Annotated in this window: 14 protein-coding genes; 2 read left to right on the top strand and 12 right to left on the bottom strand. The window is 32.5% G+C overall.

Annotation, left to right across the window (positions count from 1 at the left end):
- Positions 1-105 precede the first annotated feature (105 nt).
- On the top strand, positions 106-735 hold the full coding sequence (rsmG, locus tag BUB42_RS11025; protein ID WP_073020252.1) for a 16S rRNA (guanine(527)-N(7))-methyltransferase RsmG: 630 nt from the start codon (positions 106-108) through the stop codon (positions 733-735).
- A gap of 408 nt (positions 736-1,143) precedes the next feature.
- Here the strand turns inward: rsmG and pruA are convergent, their stop codons facing one another.
- From pruA to BUB42_RS11010, 3 genes are all read right to left on the bottom strand, one after another.
- Positions 1,144-2,772 (bottom strand): L-glutamate gamma-semialdehyde dehydrogenase, encoded by a 1,629-nt coding sequence (gene pruA / locus BUB42_RS11020; RefSeq protein WP_073020250.1) that lies wholly within the window; start codon positions 2,770-2,772, stop codon positions 1,144-1,146.
- 281 nt (positions 2,773-3,053) lie between these two features.
- A complete protein-coding gene (apaG, locus tag BUB42_RS11015; protein WP_073020248.1) occupies positions 3,054-3,440 on the bottom strand; it encodes a Co2+/Mg2+ efflux protein ApaG in 387 nt (128 codons plus the stop codon).
- A gap of 82 nt (positions 3,441-3,522) precedes the next feature.
- Positions 3,523-4,782, bottom strand: coding sequence for a type IX secretion system plug protein (locus BUB42_RS11010; protein ID WP_073020246.1), 1,260 nt, complete (start codon positions 4,780-4,782; stop codon positions 3,523-3,525).
- Between the two features lie 170 nt (positions 4,783-4,952).
- Between BUB42_RS11010 and BUB42_RS11005 the strand changes: the two genes are divergently transcribed.
- Positions 4,953-7,763: a M16 family metallopeptidase gene (locus BUB42_RS11005; RefSeq protein WP_073020243.1), complete on the top strand. Its 2,811-nt coding sequence runs from the start codon at positions 4,953-4,955 to the stop codon at positions 7,761-7,763.
- 213 nt (positions 7,764-7,976) lie between these two features.
- Here BUB42_RS11005 and BUB42_RS11000 read toward each other — a convergent pair whose 3' ends face one another.
- From BUB42_RS11000 to gpmI, 9 genes are all read right to left on the bottom strand, one after another.
- On the bottom strand, positions 7,977-10,883 hold the full coding sequence (locus BUB42_RS11000) for a DEAD/DEAH box helicase (RefSeq protein ID WP_073020242.1): 2,907 nt from the start codon (positions 10,881-10,883) through the stop codon (positions 7,977-7,979).
- 51 nt (positions 10,884-10,934) lie between these two features.
- A complete protein-coding gene (locus BUB42_RS10995) occupies positions 10,935-11,699 on the bottom strand; it encodes a class I SAM-dependent methyltransferase (RefSeq protein WP_073020240.1) in 765 nt (254 codons plus the stop codon).
- 613 nt (positions 11,700-12,312) lie between these two features.
- The gene (map, locus tag BUB42_RS10990; protein ID WP_073020238.1) at positions 12,313-13,131 is read right to left on the bottom strand and encodes a type I methionyl aminopeptidase; all 819 of its coding nucleotides are present in this window, start codon (positions 13,129-13,131) and stop codon (positions 12,313-12,315) included.
- Between the two features lie 42 nt (positions 13,132-13,173).
- The gene (locus BUB42_RS10985; protein ID WP_073020236.1) at positions 13,174-14,562 is read right to left on the bottom strand and encodes a TolC family protein; all 1,389 of its coding nucleotides are present in this window, start codon (positions 14,560-14,562) and stop codon (positions 13,174-13,176) included.
- Positions 14,562-15,908: an HlyD family secretion protein gene (locus BUB42_RS10980; protein WP_073020234.1), complete on the bottom strand. Its 1,347-nt coding sequence runs from the start codon at positions 15,906-15,908 to the stop codon at positions 14,562-14,564. The genes BUB42_RS10985 and BUB42_RS10980 overlap by 1 nt, the downstream gene beginning before the upstream one ends.
- A gap of 2 nt (positions 15,909-15,910) precedes the next feature.
- A complete protein-coding gene (locus BUB42_RS10975; RefSeq protein ID WP_073020232.1) occupies positions 15,911-17,572 on the bottom strand; it encodes a peptidase domain-containing ABC transporter in 1,662 nt (553 codons plus the stop codon).
- Between the two features lie 12 nt (positions 17,573-17,584).
- A complete protein-coding gene (locus tag BUB42_RS10970; RefSeq protein ID WP_073020230.1) occupies positions 17,585-18,265 on the bottom strand; it encodes a TetR/AcrR family transcriptional regulator in 681 nt (226 codons plus the stop codon).
- Positions 18,266-18,478: 213 nt separating this feature from the next.
- Positions 18,479-19,111: a leucine-rich repeat domain-containing protein gene (locus tag BUB42_RS10965; protein ID WP_073020228.1), complete on the bottom strand. Its 633-nt coding sequence runs from the start codon at positions 19,109-19,111 to the stop codon at positions 18,479-18,481.
- A 124-nt stretch (positions 19,112-19,235) separates the two neighbouring features.
- Positions 19,236-20,762, bottom strand: coding sequence for a 2,3-bisphosphoglycerate-independent phosphoglycerate mutase (gpmI, locus tag BUB42_RS10960; RefSeq protein WP_073020226.1), 1,527 nt, complete (start codon positions 20,760-20,762; stop codon positions 19,236-19,238).
- Positions 20,763-20,874 lie beyond the last annotated feature (112 nt).

The following is a 20,874-nucleotide window of genomic DNA, read 5'->3' as shown; positions in this document are numbered from 1 at the left end:
ATGGTTGTAATAAGTTTCAAAGGTAAATATTATATATTTTTGGATATACAAAATTGAGATAAATATTTTAACTGTAAAGTATTACTTTTGTTAAAAAAATAAAAGATGAACGAGATTCTTAGGTATTTTCCTAATCTAACTGATTTTCAGAAAGAACAGTTCGAAAAACTTGATTTTTTATACCATGATTGGAACGAAAAAATTAATGTTATTTCAAGAAAAGATATTGATGCTTTATACACCAAACATATTTTACATTCGTTGGGAATTGCTAAAATTATAAAGTTTGAACCTGGAACTTACGTTTTGGATGTAGGAACTGGTGGCGGATTTCCTGGAATTCCATTAGCGATTCTTTTTCCAGAAACTCGTTTTCATTTGATTGACATTATTGCCAAAAAAATAAAAGTGGTTCAGGCTGTTGCCGAAGGATTGGATTTAAAAAATGTAAAAGCAGAACAACTTCGAGCTGAAAATGTAAAAGGGGATTTTGATTTTATAGTAAGTCGCGCGGTAACTAACATGCCCGATTTTGTTTCTTGGGTAAAAACCAAGATTAAAAAGAATAATAAGCATGAGTTGAAAAACGGAATTCTGTATTTAAAAGGCGGAGACTTGACGGAAGAATTGAAGGATTTCCCAAAAGCAACTCAATATGATTTAGCTGATTTTTTTGAAGATGAGTTTTTTGAAACTAAGAAAGTAGTGCATGTGCCGTTGAAGTTTGTGGTTTAGAAGTTTCGTGAGCAATAATTGCCTAAGTTGTAAGCTTACTTTTTATTTTCTATTATTTTGTGTCGCTGGCAGCGACGTAATTAATTTGCTCTCAAGTGCTAAGACGCTTCCAGCGTGACAATTGGAGTTGGTTGTGTTAGTTCTAAAAAAATTATGCGAAAATGTCTCGATAAAAATATTCTTTTTTATTTTGAGTAATCTATTAAGTTTGAGAATCCCTTTTTATTTTCTATTATTTATTAACGCTGTAAACGTCTCAAAAAAAATTACTTTCGAGTGTTGGAATTTGTTCTTCGTGGGAATGACAACTATGAACAAAATAAAAAACCCCACAAGATTTCAAAATAATTTGAATCTTGTGGGGTTTAAATCATAAATCACAAATCGTTAATTTATAATCATAAATCTTTATTCTCCTAAAAACGGGTATCTGTAATCTGTTGGAGTTACAAAAGTTTCTTTTATAGTTCTTGCTGAAGTCCAACGCAATAAATTTTGCATAGAGCCCGCTTTATCATTGGTTCCTGACCCTCGCGCTCCGCCAAATGGCTGCATTCCTACGACTGCTCCAGTTGGTTTATCGTTGATATAAAAGTTTCCTGCAGCATTTTGTAAAGCAATTGTAGCTTCTTCAGTAGCGTAACGATCTTGACTGAAAACCGCTCCTGTTAAAGCGTACTCAGAAGTAGTGTCTACTAGCTCTAAAGTCTCTGACCATTTTGCATCTTCATACACATAAATAGTAACTACGGGTCCAAATAATTCGGTTTCCATGGTCGTGTATCTCGGGTTTGTTGTCAAAATAACTGTTGGTTCAATGAAGTAACCTTTTGATTTATCATAATTGCCACCCATAATAACTTCGGCATCAGTATCTTTTTTAGCTTGATCAATAAATCCTGCTAATTTATCAAACGAACCTTCGGAAATCACTGCCGTAATGAAGTTGCGCATATCTTCTGGTGAACCCATTTTCATTGATTTTAAATCGGCTTCCAATTGTTCTTTTACCGCTGGCCACAAACTTTGCGGAATGTAAACACGTGAAGCAGCACTACATTTTTGACCTTGATATTCAAATGCACCACGAGCAATTCCTGTTGTTACTTGTTTTGCGTTTGCCGATGGATGCGCAATAATAAAATCTTTCCCGCCTGTTTCTCCTACAATTCTTGGGTATGTTTTATACTTGCTGATATTTGTTCCAATTTTTGCCCAAATATCATTAAAAACTCCTGTTGAACCAGTAAAATGAACGCCAGCAAAATCGCGGCTGTTTAATAATGTTTCAGTTACCATTGCTGAATCGCCCATGACCATGTTGATCACGCCATTTGGCAATCCTGCTTCTTTAAAAATTTGCATTAATAAATTAGCGGAGTAGACTTGTGTTGCAGCTGGTTTCCAAACTACCACATTACCCATCAACGCTGCACTTGTAGGCAAGTTTCCAGCAATTGCAGTAAAATTAAATGGAGTAATTGCATAAACAAAACCTTCAAGTGGTCTATATTCAACGCGATTCCACATATCTGAATTTGACTTAGGTTGCTCGTTATATATTTGTGTCATGTATTGAACATTGAAACGCAAAAAGTCAATCAATTCACAAGATGCATCAATTTCAGCTTGATAAACCGTCTTTGACTGCCCAACCATTGTTGCAGCATTGATTCTAGCTCTATATGGTCCTGCAATTAATTCTGCTGCTTTTAGAAAAATAGCCGCGCGTTGTTCCCAAGCCATTTTAGCCCAATTTGTTCTTGCTGTTAGTGCCGTTGTAATCGCATTTTCAATATGAGATTTTTCAGCTAAGTGGTAGGTGCCAACAATGTGTAAGTGATCGTGAGGCGCTGATATTGTTTTAGTATTTCCAGTTCTAACTTCTTCGTTGCCAATGTAAAGAGGAACGTCAATTTTAGAATTCCACATTTCTGAGTAAGCTGCAAGCACAGCTGCTCTTTCTGGCGAATTAGGTGCGTAGCTTTTTACAGGCTCGTTTACCGCGTTTGGTACATGAAAAAATCCTTTTAACATATTTGTTTAATTATAAATTAGAAAAAATGAGTTGTGTGTTTTTAAATAAAAAACAAAAGTACGAAGGTTTATTTAAAGAAAATACATTTCTTGATCTTAACTACTCCTCAATCTTACAGATACTCCTGTTGTAGCCCTGATAGAAATGAAAAGCTTTTTGTGATCTCCTTATATTTTCTTGTAAAATAAGAGCGACCTTAGAAGCTCCTTATTTTACTTAGAAAAAAATAAAGGAGAGTGCAAAAACTTGAAATGGATAGCAGGAATAGCTCTTAAAAAATCTAATTTAAAGCAAATGGTGCGCATAATCTAAATGACGGAACAATTACTTTGAAATTTCTTGTTGAGGTAAAATTGATCATATTGAAATGACCTTTCATTGCGCCGTACGGAGATGATAAAAGGCAACCGGAACTGTAAGTATGCAATTCACCTGGTTTTAAAACCGGTTTTTTTCCAATTACACCTTCTCCGTCAACAATTTCGATCTCTTTGAGTGAGTCAAAAATTTCCCAGTGGCGTGATATGAGTTGAACAGAGTCTTTACTATGATTTTCAATTGTAATTTCATAACTAAAGGCAAAGTGAATTTTGTAGTTTTTGAAGTAAGTGCCTTCAAAACTAGTAAGAACTGATATTTTTATGCCTCTTGTTATTTGAGAAACCATGATAAATGATTGAATTATTCATTGCTAATGTCAAAATTACAAAAAATTGATTTTGTTTAACCAAGTTTTGCAAAAGAATTTATTAATTAATAGTATTTACTGAATTTGCTTTTCCTCTTCCAACAACTCGGTCGTAACGATCAACTCCCTCTCGATAGTACACTATTACAGTATAATAATTTTCTGTTTGAAAAAAATTACCATCAATTGCATTTTCATAATCAATAACTCCTTTTTCATCAGCAATTGTATATTGATAGCTTGTAAATCCTTGTTTGATAAGGATAGCTTTTTCATAAAGTGCTGTCTTTGGGTCATAATCCATTTTATAATTTGGCGTAAGACTAAAATTATTGAACATTCCGGTTACATAAATATCTTTATTGAGCCTAAATGACGGCGCAGAAAGCGTGAAATAAACCCAAGCATAATCAGCTTCGATCTCGCTGTTAGCGGCATTTATATTTTGTACTGAGAAATTTCCATTTAGATCTTGTGTAAAGGAATAGGGGAAATTTCTTCGCGCTTCGTTTGTAAATAAATGACTTCCATAAACGGGAGTGTTTGAATCTAATCTCGAAACATTATTCGCAGCTGCTCTAATATCTTTATTTTCAAAATATAAAAACTCATTACCAGCCCAGAATTGGGTTTGCCCATCGTACCTATAAATTAGTTCATTTCCAATTGTGTATTGAGGCTGTATATTTTTGATGGCACTGTTAAATTGGTCGTTTTGAAGTAAAAGTACTCTCACATTTTTTAACGGATTTTGAAAAATAATGCTGTTAGATATAATGGTAAAATCTACATTATGTTTCATATCGATATTACTTAATGTTCGAGATCGCTTGACCTGAATTGGAACTTTTACTATATTTTCATACATAATAAATTTTCTTGTAAAGACAACTTCTCTATTTTCATCTAAGATTTTAATCTTATAATTGCCGCTGAGCTTCAACGAAATAGTGAACTGATTGGGTATCGCTAATTTGTAATGGGAATAAATTTGTAATGCATTAAAGGAATTCACATAGTCTATAATTCTTTGATTATCAAAACCTTCAAGGTATTCAATTTTTGGTATAGGCGATGGATTCCAGTTATAATCACAATGGATAATTTCGTAATAATAATTAGCTTCATTACCAAAAAGATCATCAAACTGAAGTTGAAAACCCTCCCCTAGCATAAATATAGGCACAACATTTTGATCATTTTGAACGAATGAAATTGTTTTGATGTTGTAAGGCGGAGGTATTTCTATTTCTACCTGCGCAAAAGCTACGCTGCTGCACATTATAAAGAGTAGATTTATTTTAAAAAGTAATTTGCTCATTTTATATCATATAAGATTATGTAAATATAACGATTAAGAGCCTTTTTTTTTGAAATTATAAAATTGAATCTAAAAAACTAGTATCAAGTATTTATTGCTGCTGAATTATAACGTATTATTGTTATCAATTAAGAAATTTCAAACCTATTTTTCTCGATATTGTTCAGTTTATGAAAAACCTAAAAAAAAACCTGCTTGCGATTCTTCTTTTGCCATTTGTTCTAATAGCACAGCAAATGGATTATTCAAAACCTATTCCGCTTGATCCAACGGTGATAAAAGGCAGGCTTGAAAATGGCTTAACATATTACATCAAAAAGAACGGCAAGCCTGAAAATAAAGTTGATTTACGATTAGTGGTAAACGCAGGATCTATACTTGAAACGGATGATCAGCAAGGTTTAGCTCATTTCATAGAACACATGTGCTTTAATGGTACAAAGCGTTTTCCTAAAAATGAATTGGTAGATTATCTACAAAGTATAGGTGTAAAGTTTGGACAACACTTGAACGCTTACACTAGTTTTGATGAAACCGTTTATTTTTTGCCAATCCCGTCTAATGATCCTCTAAAGTTAGAAAAGGGTTTCCAAATTATTGAAGATTGGGCTTTTAATGTATCTTTTAATCCTAAAGAAATCGATAACGAAAGAGGCGTAATTCTTGAAGAATATCGACTAGGTTTAGGGGCTGAAAAAAGAATGGAGTCCCGTTACATTTCTAAAATGATGCATAATTCCCAATATGCGGATCGCTTGCCAGTAGGACAAAAAGAGGTATTAGAAACCTTTAAACATAAATCACTTATCAGTTTTTACAAAGATTGGTACCGACCTAATTTGATGAGTGTCATTGTTGTGGGTGATATTAATGTGGCTGAAATAGAGCAAAAAATAATTGCTCATTTTTCTTCATACAAAAATCCTGTAAATGAAAAGCCGAGAAAGGTATTTGAAGTTCCCAATCATAAAAGCACTTTGGTAGCAATTGAAAATGATAAAGAAGCATCAAGTTCACAGGTTTTCTTGCTTTATAAAGACTATGAGAATAAAAAAACGCTTCTAAGCTATGCTGATTTTAAAAATTACATTGTCGAGGGATTATTTTCGACCATTTTAAATGCAAGACTGACTGAATTAACAAATTCTGCCGAGCCGCCTTTTACCTATGGATCATCATTTTACGGTGGCACTTTTGCACGAAATAAAAAGGGATTTCAATCAGTTGCGATGACCAGAGAAGATAAGCAGTTGAGCGCTCTGAAGATATTAATTACTGAGAATGAAAGAGTAAAACAATTTGGGTTTACACAAACAGAATTAGATCGAGCTAAAAAACAATTTTTAGCTTCTATCGAAACAGCGTACACGGATAAAGACAAAATGGATTCTGAAAATTTTGTTAATGAATATCAAGCTAATTTTCTAGAAAACGAGCCAATACCAGGAATTGAATGGACGTACGAAACGATTCAACTTCTAATGCCTTTAATTAATTTGGTTGATGTTAATAGTCTAATGAAAGAATATATAAAGCAAGATAATCGCGTTGTAATATTGACAGGTCCTGATAAGGAAGGTTTAGATAAAGTAACCGAGCGTCAAGTTCTGGACGTTTTCAAAAGTGACTTTAGTGCACTTGCACCATATCAAGATGAAATAGCTGTTGCTAGTTTGCTTAGAAATGAAGTTAAGCCGGGCTCTATTGTGACAAGGGAGAACAATCAAAAATTAGGAACCAAAACCTTAATTATGTCAAATGGTGTTCGAGTAACTTACAAAAAAACTGATTTTAAAAATGACGAAATTCTATTTGAAGCGATCAGTTTTGGCGGAAGCAATAGGTATTCTGATGATGAGATGAAAAAAGTTCAGTACGCAAACGGCGCATTAACTGAAGCGGGATTTTCAGGATTAAAAGTAAATGAAATTAATAAATTTATGACAGAAAAAATGGTAAACGTAAAGCCGTTTATTGGCATAAATACTGAGGGATTAAGGGGAAGTTCCACGCCAAAAGATTTTGAATATTTATTCCAAATGACTCATGCTTATTTTACAGATCTCAATAAAGATGAAAGCGCTTTTGAAGGATTTAAACAAAAGCAAGCGGCTTATTTTGATAATTTAGCTTCGCAGCCTACTTATTATTTCTTACAAGAGTTTTACAGCTACCTAAATTTAGAAAATCCAAGATTTAATGGTGTAATTCCTTCTGCTAAATCGTGGGCAGAAACCGATTATAATTTAGCATATTACAAATACAAAGAGCGTTTTGCGAATGCAGCTGATTTCGAGTTTTATTTTGTTGGAAATATCGATGATAAAATAATAGAGGAATATGCTGTAAAATATTTAGCTTCTTTACCTTCATCTGATAAAAGAGAAAAAGTGGTTGATTTAGGATATCGAATGATAAAAGGGGATTTAAAAAAAGTGGTTTATAAAGGAATAGATCCAAAAAGTACTGTTACAATCATGTTTTACGGCGATGCTAGTTATTTAGAAAAAGATGCAATTTCGATTCAAGCCGTGGGCGAAATACTAACGATAAAGCTTCTGGAGAACTTACGTGAAAAGGAAAGTCAAATTTATGGAATCGAAGCTAGCGGTAATTTGAATAAAGTTCCGAATGAATCGTTTAGTTTTTCAATTGGTTTTCCGTGTGCACCTGAGAACGCTGAAAAGTTAATTGCTTCCGCTTTAAAAGAACTTCAAAACTTGATTGATAATGGACCTGATGAAAAGGATTTGATGAAATTCAAAGAAGGTGAATTGTCTGATTTTAGAACATATAGTAAGGGAAATAGCTTCTGGATGTCAAATTTTACTAGATCGTATCTCTACGGGAAAAATCCAGAAGACATTTTAAATTTTGAGTCTTTAGTAAATGAAATAACTGCGAAGGATATCCAGCGTATTGCAAAAAAATATTTGTCGAAAGATAAAGTCATTGGGATTTTAATGCCAGAAAAAAAGTAAAATATTTTGGTAAGCAAAAAAATGGTTTGATCTTTTGCACAGATAATTATGGACAACAAAATAATTTTCTTGTTTTAAACCGTAGAAGAAATTGAAATAAATATACGTTTTTACTTTAATCTTTTCTTGCCTGTTATTAGCTGTACAAAGTGCTATGAATAAAAGTTTGAGCTCATAAATATAGAAATAAATCATGATTGCAACGTATCTTTTTTATGATAATATAAAATCCAAATTATCCTCAATGTCGGCACTAATATAATCTTCCTCTAAAAGTGAATTTGATAATAATTTCTTAGTTTCTTGGAGGTGGATTATCTTTTCCTCGACAGTATTTTTACTAATAAATCGAATCACATTTACTTTGTTGAGCTGTCCAATGCGATGCGCACGACCAATCCCTTGCTTTTCTGCAAAAGGATTCCACCATGGGTCTAGAAACAAAACATAGGAAGCTCTAGTGATGTTTAGCCCCACACCGCCTGCTTTTAATGATATAAAAAATAATAATGGATTTACTTGTTCTTGAAATTTTTGAACTTGGTATTCTCGATCTTTTAACGGAGTAGTGCCAGTTAGTTCACAAAAACCGATCTTATTCTCAAGACACCATTTTTTATAAAATTCCAAATTAGAAACAAACGAGCTGAAAACAATAGTTTTTTGGTGGGATTGAACTAATGTTTCTAAATAACGGGTCACAGCAATATATTTTCCTGAATCTATTTCTGATTTTGAGTCAATCATTTTAGGGTGATTACTCAATTGTCTTAAACGCATTAGCGTATTGATAATGTTGATTTTATCTACTCTTGAACCATCCGTTTTTAATAAAGAATTTCTAGCTTTTGATTTTTCTTCTTCATATAATTTTTCTTGTTCGGGCTCCATTTCGCAATAGAATATTTGCTCAGAGAGTTCCGGTAAATCTTTTAAAACCTGCTCTTTCGTACGACGTAAAATAAATGAATTAACAAGTTTTTTTAGTTCTAATAAACTGCTTTTATCTTGTTTTTTTTCTATTGGAATTTTATAATTTTCAGCAAAAAAAGCATAACTCCCCAAGACATTAGGGTTAATAAATTGCATTTGCGACCATAAATCATCCAGAGAATTTTCTATTGGAGTTCCGCTCAATGCTATTTTATGACTGGCTTTTATTTGATTAATAGCCTTAAAAATTTTAGAGTTTTTGTTTTTTATGTATTGACTTTCGTCCAAAATCAAATATCTGAAATTGTATTTTTCTAAAATAGAAATGTCTCTGGAAACCACCGCGTAAGTGGTAAAAACCAAATCGTATTTTTCTAATTTTCTGGCCAGTAGTTTTCGGTCGTTGCCAATGTATTGAATTCGTCGAAAGTGAGGCGTGAATTTCCGCGCTTCTTTGTACCAATTAAAAACCAATGACGAAGGCATAACAATCAAGGCTTTAAGATATTCTTTTGCGACAGCAATTTCGTTGCCAAATAAATCGAATTGTACATCTTCGATTCTCTTAAATTCCAAATGTTCTTGCACAGCAACAAGTGTCGTCAAGGTTTGCAATGTTTTTCCCAATCCCATATCATCGGCCAAACAAGCACCTAAACCGTTGTTGTAATGTCCCAGAAGCCACTTGACTCCTTCAATTTGATACGGTCTCAATGTTGCTTTAACAAATGGCGACTGTTTATATTCAATATTTCCTTGTAAATAATTAGCATCTTTAAGCTCGGAAATTTCTGTTAAGACGGCAAAATTGCTTTTGAGTAACATAATTTTTCCGTCTTTAATCTGCGCTAGTTTCGCCATTGGTGCGTACAAAGTCATCCATTCAAATGGGATCAAAAAGTAGTTGCCATTTGGTAAAATAAAAAGACGGTTTCGTGTTCTTATATATGGAATTAGTTCACTAAAATTAAAAGAGAATAATTGGCAAATCACCATCATTTTGATATCAAACCAGTCGCTTTTTATTTCTTTGGAAAATTCAACAGTTGCTTTTTGAGTATCGATGTTCTTGCTATCAATTTTCAAATCTTCAAATGAGAACCCCTCAGATTCCAATACTTCTTTATTTTTTATTATCCACTGAATACATGCGTAAGGATCTTGTTTTTCATCATTTGGCGGAAGCCCAAAGAAACCATTTTCAGTTTTTATCAAACCCAGTTTGAGTAGTTTTTCGGTAAATAATGATTCCGTTTCAGAGCGATTGTATTGAATCAATTTAATATTATCTAAATCGCTTAAATCAATATTCGAGCTCCTATTTTTGTTTGGAACGAAATCAAATGAGTAGCCGTTATAATCGAATTTTAGGTTTAAAAAATAACTATTTTTAAAGAAATCGTGTATTGGTTGGATCGAACAACCTAAAATTGAATCACGAACTTCAATTTCAAATCCTGTCGCCGTCATATTAGATTTTTTAGCAATATCCTTGATGAATTTTTCGAAAAAATCAGGTACTAATTTGGACGGAATTTCAATAGACTTTTTCGTCAAAAAAGGAGTAATTTTTTTAGAATTGAAATGTTGTAAATGGAAAAGCTTTCGGTCAATAATCAGCCAACTTGGCTCGTTCAAAAGTAATTCGATATTAGAATTACTTGGATAAAAAGCAACATCGTTTTCTCGTAAAGCTAAAGTGTATGTAATTCCGTTTTCATGTTTATCAAAATGGAGTTCTGTTTCTAAACAAGAATTATCGGTGGAGACGCAACTTAGTCGGAAATCTTTTTCTTTTCCTAAATTTATTGATAGAGGGAATTGCTCTTGTTTGATTAATGTGTAAAACTGGTTTAAGTAGTTTGTGCTAAATTGGCGGATGCCAAATTCTAGCTTAGGATCTTTTAGTAAATCATCAATAGTTTTGGCTGACTTACTTTTTTTACTAAATTTTTCAAAAACCTTTTCAGGTCTGAGAACTTCACAGAGAGTTAGTATTTTTTTGGTATTTGCATCTAAGCTTTCAAAAATAATCCCAAAACTTTTTAAGACCTCAGGACTTGCCTTTTTGTCTAAATAGGTTATTTTGTCTGATTTTTTGATAACATAAACTGCTGGAATATAGCAATTCAGTTTTTTTTCAAAACTGATATCAAAGCAAAATTGAAAAAAATTTTCTGTTTTCAAATAAAAATAGATATTTAGTTGTGTGTCTTTTTCTAATTGATAATGAAATATTTACTTAAAACAAACAGGTATAATTTCTCCTTTGGCTAAACAATATTTTTCTACTAATTCAGGTGCAATTTTATTGGTATAGTCTTCTTCTATTACAGTGAAACCGATACTTCGCAACTTATCAAAATAATCACGACCATAAATACGTACGTGATCGTATTGTCCAAAAATTTTAGCGCGTTCTTTCTGATCCGTAATAGAATCATCTGCAAAAGTTGTAGCTCTTTTTAAATCCTGGGGAATTTGCAAAATTGCCATTCCGCCCGGTTTTAAAACGCGATATAGTTCCTGCATTGCCTTAGTATCATCAGGAATATGTTCTAAAACGTGGTTGCAAAGAATTACATCATATTGATTATCATCAAAAGGTAAATTACAAATATCAGCTTTTACATCTGCCAGCGGTGAAAATAAATCAGTAGTTGTGTAATCTAGGTTTTTTTGATTGCGAAACAGTTTGTAAAATGCTTGTTCTGGTGCAAAATGCAACACCTTTTTATGCGCGGTAAAAAAATCAGTTTGCTCGTTTAAGTATAGCCACAACAATCGATGTCTTTCTAACGAGAGTGTACTTGGCGAAAGCACATTGTTACGTTGCGTTTCATAACCGTAAGGCATCATCGATTTAAAACTTTTTCCATCAATAGGATCAGTAAATTTATTGCCTTTCAATGACAATGCAATTATGGGACGCGCGACATAACTTAAACGAATAAGTAGTGGGCGAGGGATAGTATTAAGGATAAGTTTAAACACAGATTTCATAAATTAAATATTTTTAAACACAGATTTTCTAGGCTAAAAGGTTAAATACTAATTTAACGGATTGAATTATATAATGACTCTTTTGTATTTTAGACTATTTAAGACGAAATTGACTAACAAAAAATTTTATTTTTTGATACTGCAAGATGATTTAGTATTTATTCGATGTCACTATTCGTTAATGGTCAAATTACTTTTATTTTAAATTTTATTTCATTTTAAACAACAAAATCAGCAAGGTATTTTCTTGGTACAATAATGTCTTTGTATTCACTTAATAAATTTTTTCGCTCTCAAAAGGAATTGAATTCAGTTTGGATTCGTATTCAAGTGCATCGCCATTAACATTTTCACTTTATCCCTTGGCGAAAATTTTATTTACCTCCTCACATAATCCTAAAATTTTGAAAGTTTCATCTGTTAAATAAAATTCCTCCATAATAAATCTGTGAAAAGTTGGGAAATATTTGCTACTTTGAGTAATCTTTAATTATTTAAATCGCATGTCGCTCTTTACTTAGTGTAATAATGTTTAAGGGTTTATTTTTTAGACATCGTCAGTTATAATAAATCTATGACAATTTGTGAAATCTATGTTATTCTGATCTCTTATCTAAATTACAAAAGGCACTTTTCTAAACTCATCTTCCTCATTACTCACAATCCCTAAAGCTTGATAAACATACGCAAAAGTAGATAGGATTTCAGGTTTACCATCAATTATGGCAACATCATGTTCAAAATGAGCAGATGGTTTGCCGTCAGCAGTTGTAATTGTCCAGCCGTCTTTATGCTGTTTTATATTTCGGGTTCCTAGGTTTATCATAGGCTCAATAGCTACAACCATCCCTTCTATAAAAAGTTTTCCTCTTCCTTTTTTACCGTAATTGGGCATTTCAGGATCTTCGTGCATTTTTTGTCCTACTCCGTGACCTACTAATTCGCGAACAACACCATAACCGCGGGATTCTGTATATTTTTGAATTGCATTGCCTACATCTTCTACGCGGTTTCCAATTTTGAACTCTCGGATTCCCACGTATAAGCTTTCTTTAGTAACCTGCAACAAGCGTTTTATTTCAGGTGCTACGTCGCCAATTTCAAAGGAATAAGCGTGATCTCCATGATAACCATTTTTGTAAGCGCCACAATCTACTGATATCACATCGCCGCTTTCTAGTGGTTTATCATTTGGAATTCCATGCACCACTTGAGCGTTTGGACTCATACAAAGTGAATTTGGAAAGCCATATAATCCTAGGAAACTTGGAACTGCTCCGTGATCATGAATAAATTCTTCTGCTAATTTATCTAAATATAATGTGGTAACTCCCTCTTTTATTTCTGAGGCAATCATGCCTAAAGTTTTTGAAACGATCAGTGCACTTTCGCGCATTAACTCTATTTCTTCACGTGATTTAACAATAATCATAATTTAAATTTTCAGTTTGCAAAAGTACAATTTTATAATTGTTTAATCCGGATTGGCCATAATTTTAAAAAGTTCAGAATTGGATATGTAGAATCGGTTTTCTAGCGCTATTTTAGAAAGTTGTGCAAGTACTAAATTATTCTCTCGAGTGTTGATTAAAAATAGTGAACTTTCTCCAAATGAAAATAATCGTTCCTCAGCGCCTAACATCGTTAAATTATCTTGTACTAAAGCTTTAATTAATTCCTTCTGTTTTTCAAGTGAAGTGATTTCTATTTTTTGAGCATTGATTTTGTTTTTCAGTTGAACAGTTTCAATATCTAGAGCAAATTCTGTTTCTTGCACCTTGAACTTAGTCAATTTCAAACTTCCTCTTTCTTTTCTAAGAAATAACGGAAAGTAAAAATCTAGTCCAATTTTATAATCTTTAAATCGATAATTGTCAATATAACTTGGCTCAGATAGATACGAATAACCTACATCAACTTTTGGTAAAAGCATGTTGGCTTTCAATTTCCTTTCTACATTAAGAATATCAATTTTGCTTTGCAGCGCGTTAATTTTTGGATGGTTTATTATGGAGAAATCGGTGTTTAATAAATCATTTGTCCTTAAACTTTCTTGAATTGTAAATTCTAGTTGTAGTTCAGGAATCATTTCATCGGCTAATTCAAGGGGAATATTATTTTCTAACCAAAGAAAATTAGACAGTTCTAATTTGGCTTTTGCCAATTTTTGACCAGAATCCTCTAAGTTTAAAATCCTATTTTTGACAATAATCCCTGCCTCAACGCTATCAATTGCCGGTTTGTCGCCTTCCTTTATCAATGTTGTTATTCCTTCAAATCTAATTTGTGCATATCGATTATACTCTTGATATAACTGGACTTCACTAAAATTCTTTTTCCAATTGAAATAAGCGATTGATGCATCGTATAATACTTCAATAGCTTGTAGTTTTCGTTCTGCCTGACTCAACTTTATTTGTATTTTTGCCTGTCGAACATCAGCCATTCTTTGATTAATAAATAATCCTTGACCTAACGGAACGGTTATTCCGAAGGATGTTAATCCTTGATTGGGCATTGTGTTTTCTGGATTCAGGAAAATACCTTCATTATTATCAAAGCCTGCCTTAATTTCAATTCCATACCAAGTGGGAATTTTGAAACTACTGTTCAAAATCGAAAAATATTCCTGGTTCTTAAACTGTTTTTTATCGAAATCAACTTCAATTTTTGGATCAAATCCTCCTCGCGCCATCATTAAATTAGCTTGTGCTCTACTAATTTCTAAGTTAGCAGTTTTAACAAGTGGGTGGTATTTTTTTACATAACCTAGAAACTCATCGTATGTAAACTCTTTTGAGGGAATGTTTTGCGCTGATACGGTTAACCCAAAGAATAAAAACGCTATAAAAACATATTTCATTATTTCTTATCTTTTTTGGTTTCGGTGGTTGATTGGTAATAATTAGGTGGGAAACCGTTTAACGTTCGCCACATTTCAAACCACACCGGAACATTTTCTAATAAAGCTAATGTTTGCGCTCCAGCACCTATACTCAATTGGCTTGGCCACTTGGCTTCATCTTGATCGGGTGCTATTAAAACTCGGTACTTTCCGTTGTCACTAATAAAATTTTCAATTGCAACAATTTCACCACCAAAAGTACCGTATGATATATCAGGCCATCCGGAAAAAATTATTGTAGGCCATCCATCAAACCACACTCTCACTTTTTCACCTTTGTGAAGTAGCGGAAGGTCGATAGGATTAACAAAAGTTTCTACCGCAATGTCATATCTAGCTGGCATTATGGTTACAATGGGCGTTCCTTCCTTAATTGTTTCGCCTATCCCTGACTGAAGTGCTCTATTGACATAACCATCTTGCGAGGCTCTAATGTAGTACATCCCATTTCTGATGCTGTAATTAGCAAGTTGATTTTTTAATTTATTTACTAGTGCATCTGTATCAAATTGACTGCTTAATGCTGTAAATTTATCGCTATTAGCTTTCGAGGATTTTTCTGCATATTCAGCTGTAATTCTACTTATTTCTACCTTAGCATTTATTAGTTCATTTTTACTAGTCAAAAACTTATTTTCTTGAGTAATAATTTTAGCTTCAACCTCCTGTAATTTCAATCTTTTTTCCTCAATATCCGTAAGCGGCTTCAGTCCTTCTTTGTTTAATTCAACTGAACGATTGTATTGCGTATTTGCAATTCTTAGCTGTGTTCGAACCGCTACTAAATCCATGCTGTCACTTTTAATTTTTAAGTACGCCTGTGTGATTTTATTTTGGCCCTGCTCTAATTTTAAGTTTTTTTCTTGTTCAATCGCTTTAATTTGCATCGCTAACGTGACAACCTTAAATTCATAAGATTCTAAAGATTGTTGTTTTGCATCCATTTGATTTCTAGTATTTTGTACTAAGTTAGGATCCATATAATCTTCTTTTATCTCTGAGATAAAAAGTATAGTGTCCCCTTTTTTTACAAAATCACCTTCTTGAACGTACCATTTTTCGAGGCGACCTGATATTACACTTTGGACTGATAGCGGACGCTGAGTGGGTTTTAATGTCGTTACTGACCCAATTCCTGTAATATTTTGTGTCCATGGCAAGAAAAGTGCAAAGAAAACAGCAATTGAAACACCAGCAATTATCTTGTTTAAAATTTTATAATGCGGTCTAGTTGCTAAACCTTTAACAGTTGCATATTTATTAAGGGACGGTAAATTTGTGTTATTATCGGATATGTTTAGCATAACTAATTATTTTTCATGTCTAGTTGAATAGCACCATTTTTCATTATTATTGTGCGCGTAGCTTTAGTTTTCCAATATGGATTTTTTGAAGAAACAATAATCGTCCATTTATGTTTATCTAAAGTGATAAAGTCAATAATCTCATTTGCAATTAGCTCGTCCATCACATCTGTTGGATCTTCATAAAAAAGTATTAAAGGCTTGCAGATAATACTCCTTGCTAGTAATAATTTTTGGGAGTTAGACGATGATAATTGCTTGCCTTCTGGGAAAATATGAGTGTCAAGTCCTTTTGGCAAAGACTTTATAAAAGAGGTGAGCTGAACGCCATCTATTGCCCATTTCAAGTCTTGAGAGCTTATCGACTCATTATTAAAAGTAATATTTTGAAGCAAAGTGCCTTCAAATGGAGTTTCGCCAGCAATAATGCTCCCTATTTGTGAGCGATATTGTTGTAAATTTATCTTTCTAAATGTATCATCATTAATATAAAAATAACCGGAAACGGGCTGTAATAAACCAGATAATATTCGAATAAGCGTCGTTTTTCCCGAACCATTTGCGCCATCAATTACTATTCTTTCACCTTGATCTATTTTTAATGAAATACCACTCAATATATCGTTGTTAGAATCGGGAAATTTAAACGTTAAATTCTCTATCTCTAACGAAGTATTTACAAAGCAAGTGTCGCCTGTAATTGCGTCTTCTTGTTCTAATTCTAAGTCAGTTACTTGACCTATCTTTTCAATCGATGTTAGTACGTCATAAAGCGTTTCCAAACCAATTATTATTTTTTCTACTGAATTAATTACTAAAAGGATGATTATTTCGGCTGCCACAAACTGCCCAATATTCATTTGTTGCGATAGCAATAAATAACCTCCCATTGAAAGCAATCCGCCAGTTACAATCATTTTAAAAATGATAAGTTGCGTAAACTGTCTTTTAATAATAACAAAATGTTTTTCACGATAACCTAAGTAGCTGGCCACTAAATTATCGTTTTTTTGTAAGCCATAATTGTAGTTTAAATCGTTTTTAAAACTGTGGCTGTTACGTGCAATTTCTTGAAGCCACCCAGCCACTTTATATTTAAATTTTGATTCTTTCAAGCTCGTTTCAAGACCTGAGGCATAAGAAAATACAAAGATGAAATAAAGAAGAAAAAAAAGTAAAACTCCAAAAATTATAAAAAAAGGATGATATAAAGACAATAAGATTAGTCCGAAGAAAATTTGCAATATTGCCGCTGAAAAGTCAATTATTAATTTTGAAGTTCCTTTTTGTATTGACATCGTATCAAAAAAACGATTGGCAAGTTCTGGTGGGTAAAAGCGGTAAAGCATCTCGGTTTTTATTTTTGGCAACCGAGCTGCGAAGTCAAAAGAAGATCTTATAAATATTTTTTGCTGTAAATTTTCTGTTATTCTAAGTTGCATAAGTGATAGTAGCCCTACCAACGCGACTCCAGAAACGACTAAAACAATTAATACGATCCATGACGCACTAACTCTACCAGATTGAATAAGATTTGTAATTGCTTGAATTCCTAAGGGTAATGACAAGCTAACTAATCCGGCAAATGCGGCGTAAAAAATAATTTGTGATACATCTTTTTTATCTAATTCGAGTAATTTGTAAAAGCGTTTTAAAGGGGTCATAAAGAATAATTATTATTGGTTTTGAGATAAAACATTTTCGGCAAGATTAAGGTAAAATTGCGTTGCTGTTACAACTTCGTTGCAATCTGTAATTGTTTTTAAATGTTCAGTTAAAAAATGTTGATGTAAACTACCTTCAACAATAGTTGATGTTAATGATTTAGCAAAAAGGTATTTCGGATCTACTTCGTTTACAATACTTACAATTCTGTTGATAACACTTTTGTAAATTAGGAAATAGCCTTCTTTATTTTCTTCGTCAATTTCTTTTGTATGTAATGTTTTAGTAAATTCAGCAATTATGATTTTATTCATAATTGATTCATTAATATGATCTGTATTCTGGTCGTCAACTATTTTTTCAGTAACTATACGAATGGCGTTATTTAATTTTTCTTTAGGGTCTATAATATTTGCTGTTGCTAATACTAATTTATATTCCATCCAACTCCAATACCATGATGACAAGTAAACTAGCAATTTATGTTTATTTTCAAAATAGCGATAGATAGAGCTTTCGTTTGAACCAATTCGCTCTCCTAATTTTTTAAAAGTAAAATTCTCAAAACCAATTTCATCAATCAAAAGTATACTATTTTTTAAAATTCTTTTGCCTAAAGCAGAGGTTTCAGGATCTTTAACGTAAATTTTTGCATTTACCTTTATTTTCAAACTAGATAAGATAGTATTCATTTTAGTATAATTATTTAGAATTTTTGGAAATAAATTCCTCCTTAAATATATTACAAATAATATTTTGGCAACTTTAATATGATCAATAACAAAATTGTCATTGTCATTTTAATTTTTAATGCAACACCGTAAAAATTATCGAATTCCCTTTTAAAATATTCACAATAATTACTTTCAAATGTGAATTACTGCAAATTGTAAAAGTGTATTTGACTAAAAATTTATTTTAAAACCAAAATTCAATTGTTTCATATCTTGAAGCTCTGGTCTAATATTATTAGATTTTAAATCAAGATATTTTAAGTGATTAAGTGGTTTTATCTGAGGAATTGCCTCAAGTTCATTATTAGCTAAATATAAGTTTTCTAGATTTTTAAAATTTAAAATCTCACTTGGAAGCGCTCTTAATTTGTCATTTTCTAAATGTAGAGATTTAAGATTTGGTAGTTTAGCTAAAATATTAAGTGTTTTGGGTAAGTTCATGTTTTTTTCATCGTTCAAATAGACTTCCTCAAGTTTTGTCAACTTTATAAAGTCACTAGGTAACATGTCGAAATCATTTCCACTCAGATCAATTACTTTTAATGACGTAAGTTTGGTAATACCCTTTGGAATCTTTTTTAAGTGATCATTTTTAAGGTTTAAATATTCGATGTTGATAAATTTAGACCAATCAACGCCTTCTAAATCTATATTTTGATTGCTTAAATCTAATTTATAAACCAATTCTGGTTTTTTCATTGCCTCTTCAATATTATTGAATTCTTTGTTTCTGTTGTTCGTATTTTGCGCAACAAGGAAATTAGTAGCAAGAAATAACAGTGCGACAATGATAGTTGTTTTCATTTTAGTTGTCTTTTATATTTTGACAAAATTAGTTGCAAAACTAATCGTATTACTATTAATAATCAGATTTTAACTTTTATTTATAAACAAAGCCACTTGTTAGCGAGTGACTTTGTTTATTGTACTAATTACAAGTGAGTAAGGAATGGCAGGTCATGACCGCCGGTTTTTCAATTCCCATCAATTCTAAAATTGTTGGTGCAATATCGCCTAGAACGCCATCATGAATTTGTCTTAATTCTTTATCGACTAAAATAAGAGGAACTGGATTTGTTGTATGTGCCGTATTTGGGCTGCCATCAGGATTTATCATTGTTTCGCAATTTCCGTGATCTGCAATAACAATTGTGGTATAGTTATTAGCTAAAGCTGCGGTAATTACTTTTTCTACACATTGATCAACCGCTTCGCAAGCTTGGATCGCAGCACTCATTATGCCAGTATGTCCTACCATATCGCCATTAGCAAAATTTAGACACACAAAGTCCACTTCTCCTTTATCAAGTTCCGGAATTAAGGCATCGGTGAGCTCCAAGGCGCTCATTTGAGGTTGCAAATCATAAGTCGCAACTTTTGGAGAGTTTTTTAGAATACGGCTTTCGCCAATGAATGGTAATTCTCTACCACCAGAAAAGAAAAATGTAACATGTGGATATTTTTCTGTTTCAGCAATACGAATCTGCTTTTTATGCGCTTTTTCTAAAACCTCGCCTAAAGTTTCGGTAAGATTATCTTTATTGTAAACAACTTTTATATTTTGATACGTTTCATCGTAATTTGTAAGCGTAACAAAATATAATTTTAGTTTGTGCATGTTGTGCTCGTGGTAATCTATTTGAGTTAGTACTTCAGTTAACTCACGTCCTCTGTCAGTTCTAAAGTTAAAAAAGATTACCACATCGTCCTCTTCAATCAGTGCAACTGGATTGTCATATCCGTCAACCATAAGTAGCGGATGGATAAACTCATCAGTTACATTTACTTCATAACTTTCTTCAATAGAAGTAACCGCGTCAGTGGAATGAGTTCCAATACCATTAACTAATAAATCATAAGCAAGTTTAACGCGTTCCCAGCGTCTATCGCGATCCATAGCATAATAACGGCCAATAACTGAAGCTAATTTTACAGTTGTAGTTGTAATATAATCTTGTAAATCTTGGATGTAATGTTTGCCTGATTTTGGATCTACGTCACGACCGTCAGTAAAGGCGTGAATATAAACTTTTTGTAATCCATATTGTTGAGTTGCGTCAATTAATCCTCGTAAATGTGACGTATGAGAATGCACACCACCATCAGAAACGAGTCCTAAAAAATGTACTTTTTTATTATTTATCCTTGCATAGGTGAAGGCATCTACTAAAACTTGCTCTTTTGCTAAGGTATCATGGGCAACAGCCAAATTAATTTTTGCTAAATCCTGATAAACAATTCGACCAGCACCTAGATTCATGTGTCCCACTTCACTATTTCCCATTTGTCCATCTGGCAATCCTACATTTAGGCCATCGGTTCTAAGTTGGGCACTAGGATATTTTCTATATAAACTATCTATAAATGGTACATGCGCATTATCAATAGCTGAAATTTTTGGATCGGGCGATTTTCCCCAGCCGTCCAAAATCATAAGTATTACTTTTTTGTTCATTATAAAGTTATTTTGAACAAAGATAAAACATTTCTAAAAATGTTGACATCAGTGGCGGTAACTATTGTAAATTCAATGATGAACGATCCTAAAAATTGGTTTTATTTTAGTA

This window comes from Flavobacterium micromati, from assembly GCF_900129585.1.
GTDB lineage: Bacteria > Bacteroidota > Bacteroidia > Flavobacteriales > Flavobacteriaceae > Flavobacterium > Flavobacterium micromati.
Note: the sequence above shows the minus strand (reverse complement) of the source record. Positions and strands in the feature narration are given on the sequence as shown.

What these genes read in the sequence shown, in the direction of transcription:
- rsmG (WP_073020252.1), top strand. Translation starts at nt 106, where the DNA reads ATGAACGAGATTCTTAGGTATTTTCCTAATCTAACTGATTTTCAGAAA.
- pruA (WP_073020250.1), bottom strand. Translation starts at nt 2,772, where the DNA reads ATGTTAAAAGGATTTTTTCATGTACCAAACGCGGTAAACGAGCCTGTA.
- apaG (WP_073020248.1), bottom strand. Translation starts at nt 3,440, where the DNA reads ATGGTTTCTCAAATAACAAGAGGCATAAAAATATCAGTTCTTACTAGT.
- BUB42_RS11010 (WP_073020246.1), bottom strand. Translation starts at nt 4,782, where the DNA reads ATGAGCAAATTACTTTTTAAAATAAATCTACTCTTTATAATGTGCAGC.
- BUB42_RS11005 (WP_073020243.1), top strand. Translation starts at nt 4,953, where the DNA reads ATGAAAAACCTAAAAAAAAACCTGCTTGCGATTCTTCTTTTGCCATTT.
- BUB42_RS10995 (WP_073020240.1), bottom strand. Translation starts at nt 11,699, where the DNA reads ATGAAATCTGTGTTTAAACTTATCCTTAATACTATCCCTCGCCCACTA.
- map (WP_073020238.1), bottom strand. Translation starts at nt 13,131, where the DNA reads ATGATTATTGTTAAATCACGTGAAGAAATAGAGTTAATGCGCGAAAGT.
- BUB42_RS10985 (WP_073020236.1), bottom strand. Translation starts at nt 14,562, where the DNA reads ATGAAATATGTTTTTATAGCGTTTTTATTCTTTGGGTTAACCGTATCA.
- BUB42_RS10980 (WP_073020234.1), bottom strand. Translation starts at nt 15,908, where the DNA reads ATGCTAAACATATCCGATAATAACACAAATTTACCGTCCCTTAATAAA.
- BUB42_RS10975 (WP_073020232.1), bottom strand. Translation starts at nt 17,572, where the DNA reads ATGACCCCTTTAAAACGCTTTTACAAATTACTCGAATTAGATAAAAAA.
- BUB42_RS10970 (WP_073020230.1), bottom strand. Translation starts at nt 18,265, where the DNA reads ATGAATACTATCTTATCTAGTTTGAAAATAAAGGTAAATGCAAAAATT.
- BUB42_RS10965 (WP_073020228.1), bottom strand. Translation starts at nt 19,111, where the DNA reads ATGAAAACAACTATCATTGTCGCACTGTTATTTCTTGCTACTAATTTC.
- gpmI (WP_073020226.1), bottom strand. Translation starts at nt 20,762, where the DNA reads ATGAACAAAAAAGTAATACTTATGATTTTGGACGGCTGGGGAAAATCG.